Origin of the sequence: Sphingorhabdus pulchriflava, assembly GCF_003367235.1 — a bacterium.
Classification (GTDB): domain Bacteria; phylum Pseudomonadota; class Alphaproteobacteria; order Sphingomonadales; family Sphingomonadaceae; genus Sphingorhabdus_B; species Sphingorhabdus_B pulchriflava.
In genome coordinates, this window is the sequence record NZ_QRGP01000001.1 from 1,654,452 (window position 1) to 1,673,898 (window position 19,447).

A 19,447-nucleotide genomic window follows, 5' to 3' on the forward strand; every position below is an offset into this window, starting at 1 on the left:
TTCGGGAAAGTGGTCCCCGGCGTCAATGCGCCGGGGTATCCTCCCCTAAAAACTCTTAGGCAACGAAGATCAGGATCATCGCCACGACGAACGCGAGCAGACCGAGAAGTTCGGCAGCCGCGAAGCCGATGAAGAGACGGCCCTGCTGGCTGTCAGCAGCCGCCGGGTTGCGCAATGCGCCCTGAAGGAACGAACCGAAGACGTTACCCACGCCGCCAGCTGCGAGGCCTGCACCGATAGCTGCGAGACCGGCACCGATCAATTTTGCTGCTTCTGCTTCCATGATACTAACTCCTGTTAAAACTCAAACTTGGTTGAAAAATCGTCGAAAAAACTCAGTGCAGATTGACCGCGTCATTGATGTAGAGCGAGGTCAAAAGCGCAAAGACATAGGCCTGAATGGCGCACACCAGCAGTTCAAGCAGGGTGATACCGATCATCAGGATGAAAGAGGGGAGAGCGACCAGCGGGGCAACCCAAAGCGCTTCGGCATTGAGGCCGTTGATCACGAAGCCTGCAAGCACTTTCATCAGCACGTGGCCCGCCGTCATCGCGACGAAAAGACGGAGCGCGAGGCTGAATGGGCGGATGAGGAAAGAGAAGAGCTCGATCAGCGGAATGAGCCAGAGCAGCCACCAGGGCGTGCCATGCGGCACGAACAGGCTGAAGAAATGCAGGCCATGCTTCCAAAGGCCGACTACCAGTACTGTACCGAAGCTGAGTACGGCGAGCACCGCAGTGACTGTCAGGTGGCTGGTTACGGTGAAGGCATGCGCGCCGGGAACGATACCGATCGGCATCATGCCCATGAAATTCGCAAAAAGGATGAACATGAAAAGCGAGAAGACCAAGGGCACATATTTCTTGCCCTCGGGCCCGATGCTCGAGCTCATCATGTTGTTGATAAAGCCGGTGACGCCTTCGACGGCCATCTGCCAGCGGCCGGGAACCAGTTCGCGCTTCATGCCACCGGCCATGAAGACCCAGATGGCAGCCAGCACGACGAGCATGAACAGAGACGAGTTGGTGAACGAGATGTCGTAACCAAAAAGGTCCAGCTTCGCCAAAGGCTCAATCTGGAACTGGTGCATCGGATCGATTTTGCCGCTTTCGCCTGCCACTTTTTCCGTACCCTGCTTATGCCAACAGCCCCGCAAGCGGGGCCGCGTTTATACGACTAGAACGCCCAGTGTTATTCAGGACGCTCCTGCGAAATCTTGTATATATTCCTGAAGGCGACTGCGATGCCCAAAAACATGCAGACCAACAGAAGCGCTGGCGCGGTGTCAAACAGCTGGTCGAACAACCAGCCGACAAGAGCACCACCCGCAGGACCGGCGATCAGTTCGGTCAAGACCCGGTTCCCCTGCCGCATTCCTTTGGCCGGGGGCACGTCTTGTCCCGTACGTTCTGCCTCGGCCTTCCGGACCATTTTCAGCTGCATGTCTAACGAATCGAGCCGAGGGTCTTTTGTGCCGTTGCCATCCTGCGCGGGATCTTCTGAAGCCATGCAATTCCTCCTGTTTCGATACTCAGTATCAACTGGGGAGAACCGCCAAGACTCCGGGCAACCCCGCCAAGGCACGCGCGCTTTAGGAGAGCACCGGAGCGAAGTCAACCGCATGCTGCAGCGCAAAAGCAAAGGCCCGGAAAATTGCTTTCCCGGGCCTTTGATATTCTCACTATCGCCAAGTTACGGGCAGCGCACATCCACAAGGGGCGCGCTCGCATCGCGGGTTTTCCAGCTCTTGTCCGGGGCCTGATACATTTCGCCCGGCGCTGTGCGTTCCTTGATCAAACGGCAACCGGTGCGGAAAGCCATTTCCTCCACGGTTGCACCATTGGCGAGCGCTTCTTCGGTATACTTCGCCTTACGCTTGATGTTGAGATCATCGACCAGTGCTTTGACGGCGGGCGAAGGCGGCGTGACAAAGCCGAGATAGCCGTCGGTCTTCTCACCGATCAAGCCGTCGGCACGTGCCTGCTGATATGCCGGATCCCGCTGCGCCATCGCGCCGCTGCCAGCCACCGCTGCACCGATCAGCAACGCGGCTGCAACCATTTCGATACGGTTTTTCATCTTTTCACTCAAAGCCATCAGAATATCTCCGAATTCTCTTCGATCACTTCCTTCGAAGCCTGATCGAGCCTGTACAGCACTTCCTGCCGGATAGCGATGTTAAGGTTGATCACGATTGGCTTGTCAGGTGCCGTCACCTGCACGCAACCTGTTAGGGCCGATGCAGCAACGCACACGAAGAGAAATGCCCCTTTCTTCATGTTTTGACGGATCGCACCATTGCCATCCGTCGTCAATCTGTGTCGCATATATCCCTCCGTCGCTTTCGGCAGGCTGAATAGGCCGTTCATTTGGCGGTCGTTTTCGTTCATCTTTTCCCTCCCGAAGGTGGCCCTTCACCCGGTACTGGATCCTTCTGCCCGTCGATCAAAGTCTTCCCCTGCTGCAGCGCATAGTCGGCATCATACAAGCCGCGGATTGAACCGATAAGTTGCAGGAACTCCGCTTCTATCCGCACATTGAACTTGATTGGAACCTTGGCGAGTTGCTTGGTGATAAAATTCTGTTGCGCCAGGCTGCCTTGCTGCAAACCTTCGAATGAAACGTCAGTGATGATTTCACCATCCAGCTTGCCCTCAACGCCCATCCGCATTTCGGTGAAGCGAATTGAGCGTAGCGCCTGAAAGGCGAAATTGGCGAACACGCCCATATCCTCGTAGGTCAGCTCACCCAGATAGGATAATTGGCCGCCGCCGGTGCGTGAGACGAGCGACCCGCCGACAATCCGACCACCTTCCTGATTGAAAACCATCGGCAAGGTTCCGTCGAAAACACCTTCGACCTGCAAATTCTGCAGATCATAGCCAGCGAGGAACTTCTCGGCGTCGAGGCCGATCAAGCGGAAGGTCAAATTTCGTTCGGCCGCTTCGTCGAAATCGAGAATTGTCGGCTCGAGGATCAGTTCACCACCAAAAAATGGCCAGCGCCCCTCTTCAATGCGGACCTTTTGATCGGGCAACAATTGATAGCGAATGACGCCATCAAGCGCGGGAACGCCGGGATTGACAGTCTTAACCCGTGCAATCTGCCCGGGTTCGGTCACCATGCCCAACAGATCGGTAAACTTCAGTTCGGTTTCCAGGCCTTCGACAGGGCCAAAGGCAGCGGCCAGATCTGTTTTCCGCACGGTGAAATGACCCGTGCTGCGAACCGCCTCTCCATCCCATTCGATGCGACCGTCACCGGCCAGCCGTCCTTTGACATTGGCGATCACACCCAGGGTCAGCGGCGTTATTTTTTCAGGCTGCAGCCGATCATTGAATGCCAGGTCGTCAACCGACAGCAAGGCATTTCCAACGCTGGAATCGAGATTATGCAGGATCTGTACGTCGGCGACTTTGATGCCGGTATCGGGCTCAAGCAGGTTTCCGATTGCCGATATGACATTGTTGGTCAGCGTAACCTGCATATCCGGAACTTTGAGCGGGTTGAACCGATCGACCTGTTCTGCGTCCGAGATGAATAGGCTCGAGTCCAGCCCCAGAACATCACCCTGCCAGCGCCAGTTACCTGCGGCTTCGCTGATCAATAGCGGAACTTCACCGATTTGGCCTGCGCCACCGCTCATCGTTCCGAAAACGCCCGGCCCTTCCATCTTTCCATCGAGCCGCTTTATCGTAAAGCGGCTTTGCATGCGCGCCCGCCCCAGATCGATGGCTATGTCGTCGGCGCCAAAACCGTTATCGAGATCAAAGCTGATTCTGCTGCCGCTGGCTTTGAGTGCCGATGTTCCCAATGCCCCATCGATGCTTAGCGTCGGTATGGTCAGGGCAAAGCGGGTTTCACCATTTGCAACGCTCAGGATCGATCCGCGCTGCGGGCAAGCGCGCAGCGTACCCGCTGGGAGGCGCAGGGAGCCAGTGGTCAGGCCGCCGTAACGGACATTGGTGCATGTGGCATTCATGGTGAAAGCGCTGCCCGAAACCAGCCCGTCTATCGGCAGGTTGAGGCCTGTCACAACGCCGCCCAGCAAGGGGCCGGTGATGGTTGCCTGCCCGTTAAACCGCCAGGGACGACGTCCGCCGCCTTCAAACGCCAACGTTGGAATGCTAATGGTACCACCCGGGGCGGAATAGGGTTGCAGATTGAGCGTACCTGCCCAACCCGCACCCTGCTGGCGCAATGACACTTGACCGGTCGGCAAATCGCCGCCGGTCATCGTCAGCGCTACCGGACTGCCCAATCGGCCATCCGCAAATGCAAAAGGCGCCTGTTGCCGCAGGATCACGCCGCTGTCCGACCGGACGAACAGCCGGTCAACCGCAACCTTGTTTCCGCCAGGCGCTATTGCGACGTCGAAATTGGCCGTGCCGTCAAAACTGCGAATAGCACGGCGCAAAGCCGGATCGAGCCGCGCGACAACCGGTCCCACCGGGGTCGATTTGGTACCGCGCACCAGCTGTTCCATCGAGGGTAGGATGGATTGTGGCAGCGATACGCCCGAGAGCTTGGTGTCGCCACGTGCCGTCACCGCTATGCCGGTATCAGAAAAAGAAAAGCTGCCCTCCGCATCGGCTGCCAGATTTTGCGCCGCAAGTTCGGGCATGCGCAGCGCGGCGTTGGAAAGTGCGAGTTTGTACTCGGTCCTTTGCTGACTGCCATTGAATGAGAGTTTTCCCAAAATCGCATCGACGCGCCGTTTGTCTGACCGAGCCGATCTCGCCTTCAACGCAACGTCGCCAATCCAACGATCAAATGACTCGGTAAACTGGAATTTGCCGTTTACCTCAGGTGCATCAAGCGCCAGCTTCTGCGTGTCGCATTTGACTGAAGTTGCAGCCAGAGGTCCGATGAATTCCGGTCGTACATTGCGTATACGCACCGCACCATCATATCGTATGGATTGCGCTAGGCATCCCGACCCCGCCATTTGCCGCGATCGTGCCACGAGCTTCCCGTCAAAGCGATTGCGTAAATTTCCTGATCCTTGAGCCGCGACACCCAGCCCGCCCCATGGTGTTACCAGCGACAAAACCGCATCGGTCAACCGGACATTCAGGTCGGGAAGCGAAACGGGCTCCTTGCTCTCCATATCCCGCATCTTATCAAGTTCGCCGAGATATAATTTGCCATTCGAGAAACGCCCTTTCAAGCGGACACCGTCAGCGCGGATTTCGCGTAACGCAGGCTGACCAAAACCGATTGAAAGCTCAATATCTACAATCTTGGCGGTAAGATCCGGATTGGCGGGATCCCCCACAATCACATTGCGAATGCGTTGTGCCCGGAAGCCAATATCTTCGATTTCATAGGTCGCACGAACATCATTTTTTTCAAGATAGTCGCGTACATAACTGTCTGCGATATCAACCCGCTTCCACCACGCAAAAGCCAGCAGAAGCACGAGCAGTACAAACATTGCACCGAAAATGCGGCGCTTTGTCCAGCGCCTCGCCGGCGGGGCTTCGGGAAGCTCTTCCTCCATCGCCACACAAATGCGGCAAAGTTTGTTGGCTTGCAACTTCCATTTCCACCAAATGTCTTGCGAGATGCGCAAAATTGCGGAACAAGCAATGGCGCATGGCATCTTCACAGGACAAAGACGAAAATTACGGTGAAGGCCATAGAGAGCGGCTGCGCGAGCGTCTGCTGGACAAAGGCGGTGACGCGTTACTTGACCATGAACTGCTCGAATATTTGTTGATGCTGGCAATTCCGCGCATCGATACTAAACCAACCGCCAAACAATTGATCGCCCACTATGGGAACCTGTCATCGGTCTTTGCTGCAGACACCTACAGCTTGCTCAATCAAAAGGGTATTGGAGAAAAAGCGGCTTCAGCCATCAAGATCGTACAAGCCCTGGCGCTGCGTATGGTTTCGGAACCCATTCGCGAGCAGCCGATACTGTCGAGTTGGCAGGCGTTGCTTGATTATTTACGCCTCGACATGGCGCATCTGACGATTGAGCGTATCCGGGTACTCTATCTCAATTCAAAGAATATGCTGATCCGCGACGAAATTGCCGGCGAAGGTTCGATCGATCAGGCCCCAATCTACACCCGTGAAATCATCCGTCGGTCAATCGACATCGGCGCCGCTGCCATCATCCTGGTTCACAACCACCCAAGCGGTGATAGCGCGCCCAGCCGTCAGGATATTTCGATGACCCGTGAGATTATCGAAGCCGGCAAGCGGCTGGGTATTTCGGTTCACGACCATATCATCATAGGCAAGGACGGATTTTCAAGCATGCGAAGCGCCGGACTGATTTGATCACGACAGGGCACATCTGGCCGATGTACTAATGCAACACAGTGGCTATCGGTCAGCGGTCGAAGTTGTAAAATCGCGTCAGGTATCGTTGCAAACTCCCTACCCGGAATATGCTCCCTAGCGATCCCTACGCGCGCCTCCTCCTAGGCTTCTGGGTCGCAAGGGGGCGCGCAACCATAACAGAAGCCTGCCAAGGCTCATTGCAGTGCCTTCCTGCAAACACACCGGAGGTCTAACTTCAGATCGCCCCGCATAATCGGTTTGGCCGCCCCCAATCCGGCCAACTTCTCCCTTTGCGGGGCGATCTGTATATCTGAAGATTGGGCTTATCGACGCACTTTGCTGGCGTCTGCGATATCGGTTACCAGCGACTTTCGAAGTGTGGAACCATCTTCAAAAGTCAGATCGTCGACTTTCCACGCCCCGCCCTCATTTCTGAAATGAAAACGCAAGGGCGCGCCTTGGTCGCCATCGGGGCCACGCCCCGGCGAGAAGACGATAGTGGCTTCAATTCGGCCTTTGGACCGCAACTTGTACCGCTGCGACAGCAATTTCGCTGTGGCGTTATCATTGTCCTGACACTGGCAATACCAATCGAAGCCGTTGAGACCGTACAACTCCTCGCTCTGCTGCATCAGCTTGCCCCAACGGCCGATCAGTGCATCGAGTGTCTGGGTATAGGGTGGTTCATACCCACCTGTCGATGCACCTGCTTCATTCTCGGGCGCGTAACTGCCGTCATCCGCTGCTTCCGATATGGGCTGCATATAGGATGCGTAAATGTTGGAAACGATTTGCCGAACCACAGCCTCATCTTGGTGCGCAGGCTGCTTGGCAGCGGCTCCCTGACTAGGCAGCGCACAACACAACGACAATGCTGCAATGACACGCGCCTTACCAGCGCGCACCATCAGTCGCCTTGACCGGGGTCGGGGGAGAAGAATTTCTCAAACTTTCCATCGACACCCTTGAACTCGTCTGCATCTGCAGGCGTTTCATGCTTGGTCGTGATGTTCGGCCATTCGGCGCTATATTGCGCATTGAGTTCGAGCCACTTTTCAAGACCATTTTCGGTGTCGGGCAAGATCGCTTCTGCCGGACATTCGGGCTCGCACACGCCACAATCAATGCATTCATTGGGGTTGATGACGAGCATATTCTCGCCTTCGTAGAAGCAATCCACAGGGCAGACTTCTACGCAGTCCATATATTTGCATTTGATGCAGGCATCTGTGACGACGTAGGTCATTGCTCGGTTTCTCCCCTTGGCAGTTCGGTTTGTTAAGCAACGCCTATTGTGCCTTTGGCACGCAAGTCAACGGGGGAAATGTGCTGGGCGGTCAAATTTCACTATAGCAGGCCCTTGCTTCGGTTGCCGGGCCGCGGCGCGAAGGCATGGCGTCGACACGCACCGCAATCGCCCCCTCCCCCCTTGGCAAGGTCAGAATATCGCCGATTCTTGCCTCGATGCTCGACTTTTCAACGCGTTTGCCATTCAGCCGGACATGGCCTTCGGCAATCAGCCCCTGCGCCTGGCTGCGCGATTTGGACAACCGCAGAAACCACAATAACTTGTCGATGCGTACAGCGTCTGCCGCGACCAAATTACCCGCCCAATTTGTCTTTTAGCGCCGCCAACTGCAGCGCCAGCGCCGACGGGGCCGCGGCCTGCGGCTTGTTTATCGCCTGCGGGGCTGGACGTTTTTCCCGCGCAGGGCCCTTGCCCTTTTGCGGTTTCTTGTCGTCACGCCGCCGACCATTTTGCTCAACAGGCTTTGGTTTGCGGATACCGACCCAGCGCCAATGGGTAAGATTCACAGGCTGTGGTGAAGAGGTTGAAGGTTGCGGTTCAGCGGTTTGCTCTGGTGCCGGTGACGAATCCGCCTCCGTGGCGGCAGAAGCATTTATCTCAACACTTTCTAGAATTACTTCAGACGTCGCTTCATCAGCGCCGTCCTTGGCAATTGTCTCCAGCGTTTCGTCCGTTAAGGTTTCGACACTGACGTGAGTTTCCGTTGCTTCCACAGCTGTCGGGTCTTCCGCTTTCGCGGCAACCGGACGGAAACCGGCATCGCGCATCAGCGCCTCCAGCCCCGCATCGCTCAATCCCAATGAGGTCGCAAAGGCCATATCCATGCCGAACTCCAGCGCTTGCCCGCGCGCTTCATGTGCCTTTTTGATGACACGCTCGGCCAGATCGATGCGGACATATTCGTTGCCAACGCGGCGATAGCCGGCATTGCGACAATCGGCCGTCGAGGCGAAATTCCATTCTTTCAGATGCACTGCGCTTTCGGGTGGCAATTCAGGCATCGGCTTTTCGGTCTGCGCCGCAAACAGCGCCGAACGCCAGCGCGCGGCAGCGGGTTTCAGAATGGCGTGATGATAAACATCAAGCGCCCCGAAAACGATCCCCGCCTTGCGCGCCGCGCCGCGTGCCTCCTTGGGCAAGGCCGTCAGCGTATCCGCCAAAAATTGACGCCCCGCAATTCCTCCGGCATCGGCCAGACGCGCTGCAAGCGCGCGGACCACGCCGTCGGTCGCCGCATCGGCGGCCAGCTGGTTCAGAGCGACCAGCCCGCCCATATGCTTGGCCAGCTGCTCGTGGATCCAGCCTTCGGCTTTTTCGGCAATGGCGCGCAGATCATCGCCTTCCAGACCGGCCACAGCGCGGACGGGCTTGAACAGCGGCTGCAACAGGCTGCGTCCTTTGGCCAGGTGGCCGAGCACCGCGCCATTCCACAACAATGCCGGGCGTCCATCCGTATCGCGCGTCAGCGAAAATTCCTGCCCTTCGGCCATTAAAAGCGCCCTCACCTTGTCTTTCATATATGCTGCCAGATGTCGTTCGGCTGCTGCAAGCAGCAATTTACGTTCCCCGACTCGCGCCGTGGAATCGACGCGAAAGGTGAAGCCGTCAAGCTCGCCAATATGCTCGCCATCGACAAACACCTGATTTTCCGCGTCGACCTGAACGGGAAGCAGTGCATCGTCCTTACCGCCCTTGCGCAACAGCATCGAAGTCCGCCGGTCGACGAAGCGCTGGCGTAGTGCATTGTGCAGAGCGTCTGAAAGCTTTTCCTCTAGATGCCGCGCGCGCTCAGCCATCGCTGGGGGATCTTCAACCCAATCGCCGCGATGCGCGACATAGGTCCAGGTCCGCACCGCCGCGATGCGTGCCGAAATCGTGTCAACATCGCCCTGGATATTGTCGAGCCGGGCCAATTCGCTCGCGACATAGCTGTGCGGCAAGGGGCCACCCTGCGCCATATGTTCCCACAGCGAAGCGACAAAGCGGCTATGATGTTCGGATCCGGTCTGGCGGAAATCAGGCAAGCTTGCGACCTCCCATAGACGCGCGACACTTTTCGGCCCCGAAAGTCTTTGCGTCACCTGAAGCATATCTGCGAGCCTTTTGAGTACCGACAGATCAATCGCCTCGGGTGCTGCGCGCAGCGGTGGGCCGTCGGGCTTTGCCTCCAGATCAGCAATCAGCTGCGCCAGGCTATCGAAACGCGGCTCTGCCTCGCGCCAGTACATCCAGTCGAGCGCCGGGAATTGGTGACTTTCGATTGCCAACACTTCTTCGGCTGTGAATTCGCCTGCTTCGCCTGCCACCGTCCCAAAGGTGCCATCGCGCTGGTGCCGCCCAGCCCGCCCCGCAATCTGCGCCATTTCGGCAACCGTCAACCGCCGGGTCCGATTGCCGTCGAATTTGGATAATCCAGCAAAAGCAATATGCTGAACATCCAAGTTCAGACCCATTCCTATAGCATCCGTCGCCACCAGATAGTCGACCTCACCCGACTGGAACATATCGACCTGCGCATTGCGAGTGCGTGGGCTCAGCGCCCCCATCACCACCGCTGCTCCGCCGCGCAACCGGCGCAAGAGTTCGGCAACGGCATAAACCTGCTCCACCGAAAAGGCCACGATGGCGGTTCGCTTCGGTAAGCGGGAGAGCTTTTTCGGACCCGAATAGCTCAGCGTCGAAAAGCGCGGGCGCGAAATGATTTCGGCTTCAGGCAATAGCGCCCTGACCATCGGGCGCAGGCTTTCCGATCCCAGGATCATCGTCTCCTCGCGACCGCGCACATGCAACATCCGGTCTGTGAAGATATGTCCGCGTTCCGGATCGGCGCCCAATTGCGCCTCGTCCAGTGCTGCGAAGGCGAACTGCCGTTCCACTGGCATCGATTCGGCGGTGCACAGATACCAGCGCGCACCAGGCGGCTCGATGCGCTCCTCACCGGTGATCAGCGCAACTTCCTTCGGCCCTTTGATCGCAACCACACGGTCGTAAATCTCGCGAGCCAACAGCCGCAGCGGGAAGCCCATCACCCCACTTGAATGCGCGCACAGCCGCTCAACCGCGAGGTGCGTTTTGCCGGTATTGGTGGGCCCAAGCACGGCCTTCACAGGAACTTTGGGGGAGGACATTATCGTGCGTGCCTAACAGCCGCCTTCCTGCGCGGCTAGACCGGATTTAGGTTGTTCCGCTCGGCTCGCCTTAAATAGTTGCAACTGAAATCTTTGCAGGGCATTTGCCTGTGCATGAGCAACCTCCCTACCCTTGATTTCGCGCTTGGCGAAAATGCGGAGATGATCCGCGAAACCACCTATCGCTTCTCCACTGACAAGATCGCGCCGCTGGCTGCGAAGATCGATGCGGATGACTGGTTCCCGCGCGAGGAACTGTGGACCGCGATGGGCGAACTTGGCCTGCATGGCATCACTGTTGAAGAGGAAGATGGCGGCCTCGGCCTTGGCTATCTGGAGCATGTTGTCGCGGTTGAAGAAGTCAGCCGCGCTTCCGCCTCGATCGGACTTTCCTACGGTGCGCATTCGAACCTGTGCGTCAACCAGATCCGCCGCTGGGCAAACCCCGAGCAGAAGGCGAAATATCTGCCCAAGCTGGTCTCCGGCGAACATGTCGGCAGCCTCGCCATGTCAGAAGCCGGCGCCGGTTCAGACGTCGTCTCGATGAAGCTCAAGGCAGATGCGGTCCAAGGCGGTTTTGTGCTCAACGGCACCAAATATTGGATCACCAACGCGCCATATGCCGATACATTGGTGGTTTATGCCAAAACCGCACCTGATGCAGGATCGCGCGGCATTACCGCTTTTCTGATCGAAAAGGGCGATGAAGGATTTTCCATCGGCCAAAAGATCGACAAGGTCGGGATGCGCGGTTCGCCGACTGCGGAACTGGTGTTCAACGATTGCTTCATCCCCGAAGACCGGATCATGGGCCCGCTTCACGGCGGTGTCGGCGTGTTGATGAGTGGGCTTGATTATGAACGCGTCGTGCTTGCCGGATTGCAACTCGGCGTGATGCAGGCCTGCCTTGATGTCGTCCTGCCCTATGTTCGCGAGCGCAAGCAGTTCGGCAAGGCGATCGGTAGTTTCCAGCTGATTCAGGCTAAGGTCGCCGACATGTATGTCGCGCTCAATTCGGCGCGTAGCTATGTCTATAACGTCGCCCGCGCGTGCGATGCTGGGCAAACCACGCGCTTCGATGCAGCAGGCGCGATCCTGCTCGCCAGCGAAAGCGCGGTGAAGGTCGCGGGTGAAGCGATCCAGGCGCTGGGCGGTGCAGGCTATACCAAGGATTGGCCCGTCGAGCGTTACTGGCGCGATGCAAAGCTGCTCGATATCGGCGCGGGCACCAACGAAATCCGCCGCATGCTGATTGGGCGGGAACTGATCGGGGCGGCATGACGTCACGCCCTGTCCTCGGCATCATCGCCTGCAACCGCATCGTCGGCACCGAACCGGCACAGGCGGTGATGGAGCGCTATATCCGCGCCGCGATGACCTATGCCGATGTGGCGGCGCTGATTGTCCCCTCGCTGCCAGACCTAATGACCGCCGCCGAGGTCGCACCACGGCTCGACGGTATATTGCTGACTGGCAGCCCGTCCAATGTTGCCTCTGCGCGTTATGGGGATGATGGCGGCGAAGGCCCGTTCGACGAAGGCCGTGACGAGATCGCGCTGTCAATGGTCGACCGGATGATCGATCTCAAAAAGCCGGTCTTTGGCATTTGCCGTGGTTTTCAGGAAATCAATGTCGCGCTTGGCGGAACGCTCCGCCGCGATACCAGCGCGAGTGAAGATCTGATCCGGCATCATGCGCCCGATGGCGTCTCGTTCGATGCGATGTTCAACCATCGGCATCCGGTCGAGTTGGCCGATGGCGGAATGCTGGCCTCTGCCTATAACAAACCCGCCCTCGACGTGAATTCGGTGCATTATCAGGGCATCGGAAAGCTGGCCGATGGCCTCGCCGTCGAAGCCCGCGCACCAGACGGACTGGTCGAGGCCTATAGCGCCAGACCCAATGGCGCGCCGTTGCTCGCGGTGCAGTGGCATCCCGAATGGGGCACTGCCAAAGATCCGGATTCGCAGACCTATTTTCACCTGCTCGGAAAAGCGCTAAGAGGCGAGTTATGAACCGGTGCATCACCCGTTATAACCGCTACCAAGCGCGAATAGGCTTTTCGCCCTGAAATTCGTCGTCCCTGCGAAGGCAGGGACCGCAGCAGGTTTAAGTCGTTCTGGCTGAATAAACCTACAACGGCCCCTGCCTTCGCAGGGGCGACGCTTAGAATCAGGAGAATCCATATGCCCCGCAATTACGACATCGCCGAACTCCGCCGTCTGGACATCGCCCATCATCTGCCCGCGCAGGCTGACTGGCAGGAAATCGAAAATCTGGGCGGAAGCCGCATCATCACTCATGCCGAAGGCTGCTACATTCACGATGGCGACGGCAACCGCATCCTTGATGGCATGGCAGGTCTTTGGTGCGTCAATGTCGGCTATGGCCGCGATGAACTCGCCGATGTGGCTGCAGAGCAGATGCGCGAGCTGCCTTATTACAACAGCTTCTTCAAAACCGCGAACCCGCCTGCGGTTTTGTTGGCCGATAAGATTTCCAGTCTTACGGGCGGTCGCCTGCCCCATGTCTTCTTCAACAGCTCGGGCAGCGAAGCCAATGACACAATTTTCCGTCTTGTCCGGCAATATTGGAAACTGAAGGGCGAGCCGAAACGGCAGACATTCATCAGCCGGATCAACGCCTATCATGGCTCCACACTGGCAGGTGTTGGCCTGGGCGGTATGAAGGCGATGCACAATATCGGCGGCGATCCCATCCCCGGCGTTGAGCATGTCCGCCAGCCTTATTGGTATAATGAAGGCCGCGACATGTCTCCCGAGGCGTTTGGCACAGCCTGTGCCGAAGCCATTGAGTCCAAAATCCTTGAAGTTGGCCCCGAAAATGTTGCCGCCTTCATTGGTGAGCCAGTGCAAGGCGCCGGCGGTGTCATCATCCCCCCGGCCAATTATTGGCCACAAGTCGAAGCCATCTGCCGCAAATATGGCATATTGATGATCTGCGACGAGGTCATCTGCGGCTTCGGCCGCACCGGCAATATGTGGGGCCATGAAACCATGGGCGTAAAGCCCGACATCATCGCCATGGCCAAGGGGCTGTCGTCGGGTTACTTGCCAATCTCTGCCGTGGCGGTCAGCGCCGATATCATCAAGGTGATGAAGACTGGCGGCGATTTCGTCCACGGCTATACCTATTCTGGACACCCCGTTTCAGCGGCAGTGGCGCTGCGCAACATCGAAATCATGGAGCGCGAAGGCTTGGTCGAAAAAGTCCGCAGCGAAACCGGGCCCTATCTGGCAAAGGCTCTGGCGACGCTCAACGACCATCCGCTGGTCGGCGAAGCCCGTTCGGTCGGCCTATTGGGCGCAGTCGAAATCGTTGCCGACAAAGCGACTGGCGCGCGCTTTGGCGGAGCGGAAGGAACCGCCGGGCCGATGGTGCGCGACATCTGTATTGCCAACGGCCTGATGGTGCGCGGCATCCGCGACAGCATCGTAATGTGCCCGCCGCTGATTATCACCACGAGCCAGATTGACGACCTGGTCGGCATCATACGCAAGTCGCTCGACGAGGCCGAACCAAAACTACGCGCATTCTGAAGGGTTGACGTCCATGCCCACCTGATTCATTTAGGTGGGCATGACCGACACCCCCGAAGACACCCCGCCCGACAACGAAACCATGCGCGAAGTCAAGCGTGCCAAGGCGCGCAAAGAAGCCGCAGAGGACAAAGGCGGAATCGGCTGGAAAACCGCAGCCGGGATCGGGATTGGTTCGGCAGCACTTGCCGCTGCGCTGATCTATGCCAACAAGGCGCGCAAGAAGGATAGCGATTAGTCGAACCGCGCTGGACATTTCCGGCGCTTCGCCTACCGCATCACATAATGACTGATATAGTTCGATCCGCAGTGCTTGGCGCTGTATCCGCTGCCGCATTGCTGGCTATTCCCGCCCTCTCCGCTGCAGCGGCGACGCAGGCACCGGCCCAGCCTATCCTGACCTGTAAGGTCAAGACGCCGGAGGGGCTCTCCTACACTGTAATCAAGGCGGGCAAAGGCGAGAAGCCGGGGCCGGATTCCAAGGTTGAAGTCAATTATTCAGGGCGGCTGGCAGCAGACGGCAGCGAGTTTGACTCGGGCGAAGGCACGAAGTTCAAAGTTGGCGGTGTGATCCCCGGTTTTGCCCAGGGACTGAAACTGATGCAGCCCGGCGGCAAATACCGCCTCTGCATCCCCTCCGCGTTGGGTTATGGCCCCGAAGGCGGCGATCCGATTCCGCCCAATGCCGATCTGGTGTTCGAGGTGGAACTCTTGTCCTTCACCACCCCACCGCCCAAACCTGTCATCGCACCGGCTGAAAGAGCGTGCGCGCAAAACACAGCTTCAGGGCTTGGCTTTGCAATGGTGACCACCGGGTCGGGACGGACACCCACTGACGCTGATATGGCCTTGGTCGATTTCACCCTGTTCGACGCGGAAAGCGGCGTGGTTCAGGAAAAGCGCGAATGGGAGAAAATTCCCCTCGCCATGGCAACACCGCTATTCGCCGAGGGGCTGAAAATGATGCCGGCCGGCTCGACCTATCGCTTCTGCATGCCGAAGCCCGATGGCACAATGGGCGCACCGCAAGCGGGCACAAACATCACAGTGACGTTGATCGATGTGCGGCCTGCCTCTACCGCCGAAGATTGAGCTTAGCTGAGCAACACCACCGGGCTGTCTGCGCGCCAATGCATGCTGACCCGGTCATCCCAGGTGAAATCTTCCTGATCGTGGCGTGACAGGTTGGGCCGCGAAACGCGGATCATCTCACCACTGTCGAGCTTGATCTCGTACAGCGTGATGTCGCCGAGATAGCTCATGCCCTTTATCACGCCGCGCGCAAAATTATGGCCGTCGGGCGCGTCCTGCGCGGCGGCGCGCACCGCTTTACCCTCGCCCGGCACATGCAGATAGATTTTCTCGGGGCGAAGCGCGACCCAGACATCGGCACCATGCGGGCCGGTGACGCCGTGGTTCAGATACACCTTGCCGATCCCCGGACAATCCACCGCAGCCTTGTCCGGCTCATCCAGCGTCAGCTTGCCTTCGAAGATATTCACCGAGCCGACGAAATCGGCGACGAATCGGTTCGCAGGGAATTCATACAGGTCTGATGGGCCGGCGAGCTGCGCGACCTCGCCCTTGTTGATCACAGCAATGCGGCTCGCCATTGACAGCGCTTCGTCCTGATCGTGGGTGACGGTTACGAAAGTGATGCCCACCTGATCCTGCAAGTCGGACAACTCAAACTGCATCTGTGCGCGCAGCTTAGCGTCGAGCGCCGAGAGCGGCTCATCGAGCAGCAGCACCTTGGGCCGCATCACCAGACTGCGGGCGAGCGCCACGCGCTGGCGTTGCCCGCCCGACATCTGGTCGGGCATCCGTTCCTCAAACCCGCCAAGCTTGACCAGCTCGAGCGCCTCGCGCACCCGCTCCTCGCGCTCGCCACGTCCGACACCACGAATCTTCAGACCGTAAGCGACATTATCTGCCACCGACATGTGCGGAAATACGGCGTAGCTCTGGAACACCATGTTCACCGGCCGCTTGTTGGGTGGCACATCGCTGACATCGACACCGTCAATGATGATCTGGCCCTCGGTCGGCAATTCGAACCCGGCAATCATGCGCAGCAGCGTCGTCTTGCCGCAGCCCGAGGGGCCGAGCAGAACGAAGAACTCGCCTGCCATGATATCGAGATTGACGTTATCGACCGCAGTCACCTTGCCAAAGCGTTTGGAGACGTTGCGGATCTGGATGATGGGTTGCGGGTCGGTCATATCAATGGGTATCCGCTATGGCTTTCACGCCCTGCAGCTTGAGCGCGACGGCGGTGAGTATGATGGTGAGGAGAATGAGGATGGTCGATGCAGCGTTGACTTCAGGCGTCACCGAGAAGCGCACCATCGAATAGACTTTGACCGGGAAGGTAATCGTATCCGGCCCGCTGGTGAAGAAGGTGATCACGAAATCGTCGAGGCTGAGCGTGAAGGCGAGGAGCGCGCCCGCAATCAGGCCCGGTTTCATGTGCGGCAGCAATATGTCGCGGAAGGTCTGCCATTCGGATGCACCCAGATCCTTCGCCGCCTCCTCTTCCTCGATATTGAAACTGGCCAGCCGCGATCGCACCACCATCGCCACAAAGGGAAAGCAGAAGGTTATATGCGCGATCGTGATCGCCGACAGGTTGAGCGGCCAGGGCAGCTCGGTTGGCCATTCGATCTTGGCAAAGAAAATCAGGAAAGCGACGCCGAGGCAGATTTCGGGAACGATGATCGGCAAGGACATGGTCCCTTCCACCGCGCCCTTGAAGGGGAATTTGAACCGCCACAGCATCACCGCCGCCAATGCACCAAGGACAAGGCTGAATACTGTCGCCAGCCCGGCAATGGTCAGCGAATTGACCATAGCCTCAACAAGCGAGTCATTGTTCAGCGCCTTCTCATAATATTTGAGCGTGAAGCCCTTCCACACGACGTTGCGTTTGCTGTCGTTGAAGCTGAAAATCATCAGGACGAGCAACGGCGCGTAGAGAAAGAACATCGTCGCAGCGACCCAACTGCGCATCCACAATTTGCGGGTATATTCGAGCGGAGCGACAGGCGTACGGTTGAACAGAGCCATCAGCGTGCATCCCCCTTGTCGCGTCGCATCGATTGCAGCGCGATCAGGATGAACATCGCGTAGATCAGCAGGAAGGACAGCGCCGCCCCGAACGGCCAGTCATTGGCGCGCTTGAACTGGCGTTCGATCACATTGGCAATCATCTGGCTTTCGGTGCCGCCCATCAGGTCGGGCGTCAGATAGGCGCCGAGCGCCGGGATCAACGTGATCATCACCCCGGCCAAGATGCCCGGGCCTGCCAGCGGCACAACGATCTTCATCAGCGTGCGCAAATGCCCTGCCCCCAGATCAAGGCTGGCCTCAATCAGCGATTTGTCGAGCCGATCGAGCGCCGAGTACAGCGGCAGCACCATGAAGGGGAGATGCACATAGACCAGCCCCAAAACCACTGCGAAATTATTGTAGAGCAGTTGCACCGGCGTCCACGCCTCGAGTGGCTGCATGCCAACGAGCGTGCGCAGCCAACTCGCCCCGTCCCACAGCGCTCCCAGCCCCTTATTGGCGTAGCCATTGGTGCCCATTAGCATCATCAGCGCATAGGTGCGGATGAGGAGGTTGGTCCAGAAGGGGAGCATGATGCCAAGCAGCAGCCATGGCCGCCATTTGGGTGCGGCAAATGTAATCGCCATCGCCACCGGAAAGCCGATAATCAGGCATATCAGCGTCACCAACGCCGCGACCGCCAGCGATTTCAGGAAGATCGAGAGATAGAGCCATTCAATGGCCCGTTTGTAATTGTCGAGCGTTCCCGAAATCGCAATGTCAGCAGGCCCGGCATTCTCGCCAAAGCTGTACAGCCAAACGATCGCCATCGGTACGAGGAAGAAAAGCAGCAGCCACAACAGCGGCGCGCCCGCAATTGCTGCGAACGGCCGCTTGTGCTTTTTCCAGTCCTGAAGCCCCCCTGCCACGGATCAGGCAGCCCGCACGCGGGTGAAAGCCTCCTCATACATCGGCTGCAGCTTTGGATTATATGCGGCATATTCGCACTTGGCGAGGATATCGGCGGGCGGGAAAATGACCGGATTATTCTTGTAATCATCGGGCATCAGCGCCTTGGCAGCATTGTTCGGCGTGGGATAGAGGATCGTTTCGGTGATCTTCTTGCCTGCCTCTGCGTCGAGCAAATAGTTGATGAAGGCATGGGCATTTTTCGGACGCGGCGCGCCTTTGGGGATGCAGAGATTGTCCGAGTTGAGCTGGCTGCCTTCCTTGGGGATGACAAAGCCGATATCCTCGTCCTCCACCATCGCCTGCGCAATATCGCCATTATATTCAAGCACGACATCGACTTCGCCCTTGAGCAGCAGGTCCTGGCCATTGTCTTCATGGAAGGCTTTGATGTTCGGCTTTTGCTTGATCATCATCGCTTCGATGGTCTTGATATCCGCTTCGGTCAGTGCGTTGACCGACTTGCCCAGATATTTGCCATAGAGGCGGAACATGTCGCCAGCTTCGGAGAGCACAGCGATGCGGCCCTTATATTCGTCGCTGTCGAACAACACTTTCCAGCTGTCGGGCGTGCCTTTCACCTTCGATTTGCGATAGCCGATGCCGAGCGAAAGCCAGGTATAGGGCATCGAATATTTGCGTTTCGGATCATAGGGTACATCCTTGAATTCCGGCGCGACATTCTTTTCGAAATTCGGGATCTGCGCAAAATCGAGCGGCATCAACAGATCGGCTTGCGCCATGCGTTCGACAAAATCGTTCGACGGCACGATCACGTCATAGCCCTGGTTGCCGGCCTTCAACTTGGCGAACAGTTCGTCATTGCTGGCGAACAGCGTCATATTGACGTCGACGCCGCTCGCGCCCTTGAAGTCCTCGATCGTGGTTTCGCCGATATAGGTGTCCCAGTTGTAGAAGTTCAGCTTGCCCTCCTCGCCATTGGCGAGCTTCTTCGCTTCCTTCTCCCCGCAACCGGCGAGTGCTCCCGTGAAGGTCAAACCCACAGCCGCAACCCCCATGCCCTTGAGCAGCGAACGACGGTTCTGTGCATTGTCGAGAAGTGTCTTGAAATCCATGGCTTTGCTCCACCTGTTTATGCGTTCCCTCGATTCCCGAGACTGACGCAAAACCGGCG

General features: G+C 57.9%; 20 protein-coding genes. 6 read left to right on the forward strand and 14 right to left on the reverse strand.

Annotation, left to right across the window (positions count from 1 at the left end; genetic code table 11):
- Positions 1-55: 55 nt before the first annotated feature.
- The 6 genes from DXH95_RS08200 to DXH95_RS08225 all read right to left on the reverse strand — a co-directional run bounded on the left by DXH95_RS08200 (position 56) and on the right by DXH95_RS08225 (position 5,504).
- Positions 56-283 carry a F0F1 ATP synthase subunit C gene (locus DXH95_RS08200; RefSeq protein ID WP_115548870.1) on the reverse strand — a complete coding sequence of 76 codons (228 nt, stop codon included), beginning with the start codon at positions 281-283 and terminating at the stop codon, positions 56-58.
- Between the two features lie 52 nt (positions 284-335).
- Positions 336-1,091, reverse strand: a complete 756-nt coding sequence (locus DXH95_RS08205; protein ID WP_181883643.1) for a F0F1 ATP synthase subunit A — start codon at positions 1,089-1,091, stop codon at positions 336-338.
- Positions 1,092-1,192: 101 nt separating this feature from the next.
- Positions 1,193-1,510 carry an AtpZ/AtpI family protein gene (locus DXH95_RS08210; RefSeq protein ID WP_115548872.1) on the reverse strand — a complete coding sequence of 106 codons (318 nt, stop codon included), beginning with the start codon at positions 1,508-1,510 and terminating at the stop codon, positions 1,193-1,195.
- Positions 1,511-1,693: 183 nt separating this feature from the next.
- Complete coding sequence (locus DXH95_RS08215) at positions 1,694-2,098, reverse strand: YdbL family probable chaperone protein (RefSeq protein WP_239016584.1); 405 nt, start codon at positions 2,096-2,098, stop codon at positions 1,694-1,696.
- Complete coding sequence (locus DXH95_RS16215; protein ID WP_239016585.1) at positions 2,098-2,391, reverse strand: YnbE family lipoprotein; 294 nt, start codon at positions 2,389-2,391, stop codon at positions 2,098-2,100. Before DXH95_RS16215 ends, DXH95_RS08215 begins: the two co-directional genes overlap by 1 nt.
- Complete coding sequence (locus DXH95_RS08225) at positions 2,388-5,504, reverse strand: intermembrane phospholipid transport protein YdbH family protein (RefSeq protein ID WP_181883607.1); 3,117 nt, start codon at positions 5,502-5,504, stop codon at positions 2,388-2,390. The genes DXH95_RS16215 and DXH95_RS08225 overlap by 4 nt, the downstream gene beginning before the upstream one ends.
- A 95-nt stretch (positions 5,505-5,599) precedes the next feature.
- On the opposite strand from DXH95_RS08225, the gene radC reads away from it, so the two are divergent.
- Positions 5,600-6,295: a RadC family protein gene (gene radC / locus DXH95_RS08230; protein WP_115549479.1), complete on the forward strand. Its 696-nt coding sequence runs from the start codon at positions 5,600-5,602 to the stop codon at positions 6,293-6,295.
- A gap of 326 nt (positions 6,296-6,621) precedes the next feature.
- On the opposite strand, the gene DXH95_RS08235 is transcribed toward radC, so the two are convergent.
- The 4 genes from DXH95_RS08235 to DXH95_RS08250 all read right to left on the reverse strand — a co-directional run bounded on the left by DXH95_RS08235 (position 6,622) and on the right by DXH95_RS08250 (position 10,735).
- Positions 6,622-7,206 (reverse strand): YqhG/Tai3 family protein, encoded by a 585-nt coding sequence (locus DXH95_RS08235; RefSeq protein ID WP_115548874.1) that lies wholly within the window; start codon positions 7,204-7,206, stop codon positions 6,622-6,624.
- A complete protein-coding gene (gene fdxA, locus DXH95_RS08240) occupies positions 7,206-7,544 on the reverse strand; it encodes a ferredoxin FdxA (RefSeq protein ID WP_115548875.1) in 339 nt (112 codons plus the stop codon). Before fdxA ends, DXH95_RS08235 begins: the two co-directional genes overlap by 1 nt.
- A 91-nt stretch (positions 7,545-7,635) precedes the next feature.
- Positions 7,636-7,899: an RNA-binding S4 domain-containing protein gene (locus DXH95_RS08245; protein WP_115548876.1), complete on the reverse strand. Its 264-nt coding sequence runs from the start codon at positions 7,897-7,899 to the stop codon at positions 7,636-7,638.
- A 1-nt stretch (position 7,900) separates the two neighbouring features.
- Positions 7,901-10,735: a helicase-related protein gene (locus DXH95_RS08250; RefSeq protein ID WP_115548877.1), complete on the reverse strand. Its 2,835-nt coding sequence runs from the start codon at positions 10,733-10,735 to the stop codon at positions 7,901-7,903.
- 114 nt (positions 10,736-10,849) lie between these two features.
- On the opposite strand from DXH95_RS08250, the gene DXH95_RS08255 reads away from it, so the two are divergent.
- The 5 genes from DXH95_RS08255 to DXH95_RS08275 all read left to right on the forward strand — a co-directional run bounded on the left by DXH95_RS08255 (position 10,850) and on the right by DXH95_RS08275 (position 15,387).
- Positions 10,850-12,016, forward strand: a complete 1,167-nt coding sequence (locus DXH95_RS08255; RefSeq protein ID WP_115548878.1) for an isovaleryl-CoA dehydrogenase — start codon at positions 10,850-10,852, stop codon at positions 12,014-12,016.
- Positions 12,013-12,750 carry a gamma-glutamyl-gamma-aminobutyrate hydrolase family protein gene (locus tag DXH95_RS08260; protein ID WP_115548879.1) on the forward strand — a complete coding sequence of 246 codons (738 nt, stop codon included), beginning with the start codon at positions 12,013-12,015 and terminating at the stop codon, positions 12,748-12,750. The genes DXH95_RS08255 and DXH95_RS08260 overlap by 4 nt, the downstream gene beginning before the upstream one ends.
- Before the next feature lie 171 nt (positions 12,751-12,921).
- Positions 12,922-14,295 (forward strand): aspartate aminotransferase family protein, encoded by a 1,374-nt coding sequence (locus DXH95_RS08265; RefSeq protein ID WP_220272245.1) that lies wholly within the window; start codon positions 12,922-12,924, stop codon positions 14,293-14,295.
- Between the two features lie 40 nt (positions 14,296-14,335).
- Complete coding sequence (locus DXH95_RS08270) at positions 14,336-14,533, forward strand: hypothetical protein (protein ID WP_115548881.1); 198 nt, start codon at positions 14,336-14,338, stop codon at positions 14,531-14,533.
- A gap of 47 nt (positions 14,534-14,580) precedes the next feature.
- Positions 14,581-15,387, forward strand: a complete 807-nt coding sequence (locus DXH95_RS08275; protein WP_115548882.1) for an FKBP-type peptidyl-prolyl cis-trans isomerase — start codon at positions 14,581-14,583, stop codon at positions 15,385-15,387.
- Between the two features lie 2 nt (positions 15,388-15,389).
- Here DXH95_RS08275 and DXH95_RS08280 read toward each other — a convergent pair whose 3' ends face one another.
- From DXH95_RS08280 to DXH95_RS08295, 4 genes are read right to left on the reverse strand one after another with little or no spacing between them, the layout of a single operon-like run.
- Positions 15,390-16,517 (reverse strand): ABC transporter ATP-binding protein, encoded by a 1,128-nt coding sequence (locus DXH95_RS08280; protein WP_115548883.1) that lies wholly within the window; start codon positions 16,515-16,517, stop codon positions 15,390-15,392.
- Between the two features lies 1 nt (position 16,518).
- Positions 16,519-17,361, reverse strand: coding sequence for an ABC transporter permease (locus DXH95_RS08285; RefSeq protein WP_115548884.1), 843 nt, complete (start codon positions 17,359-17,361; stop codon positions 16,519-16,521).
- Positions 17,361-18,272, reverse strand: coding sequence for an ABC transporter permease (locus tag DXH95_RS08290; RefSeq protein WP_220272246.1), 912 nt, complete (start codon positions 18,270-18,272; stop codon positions 17,361-17,363). The genes DXH95_RS08285 and DXH95_RS08290 overlap by 1 nt, the downstream gene beginning before the upstream one ends.
- A gap of 3 nt (positions 18,273-18,275) precedes the next feature.
- Positions 18,276-19,388: an ABC transporter substrate-binding protein gene (locus tag DXH95_RS08295; RefSeq protein WP_115548885.1), complete on the reverse strand. Its 1,113-nt coding sequence runs from the start codon at positions 19,386-19,388 to the stop codon at positions 18,276-18,278.
- Positions 19,389-19,447 lie beyond the last annotated feature (59 nt).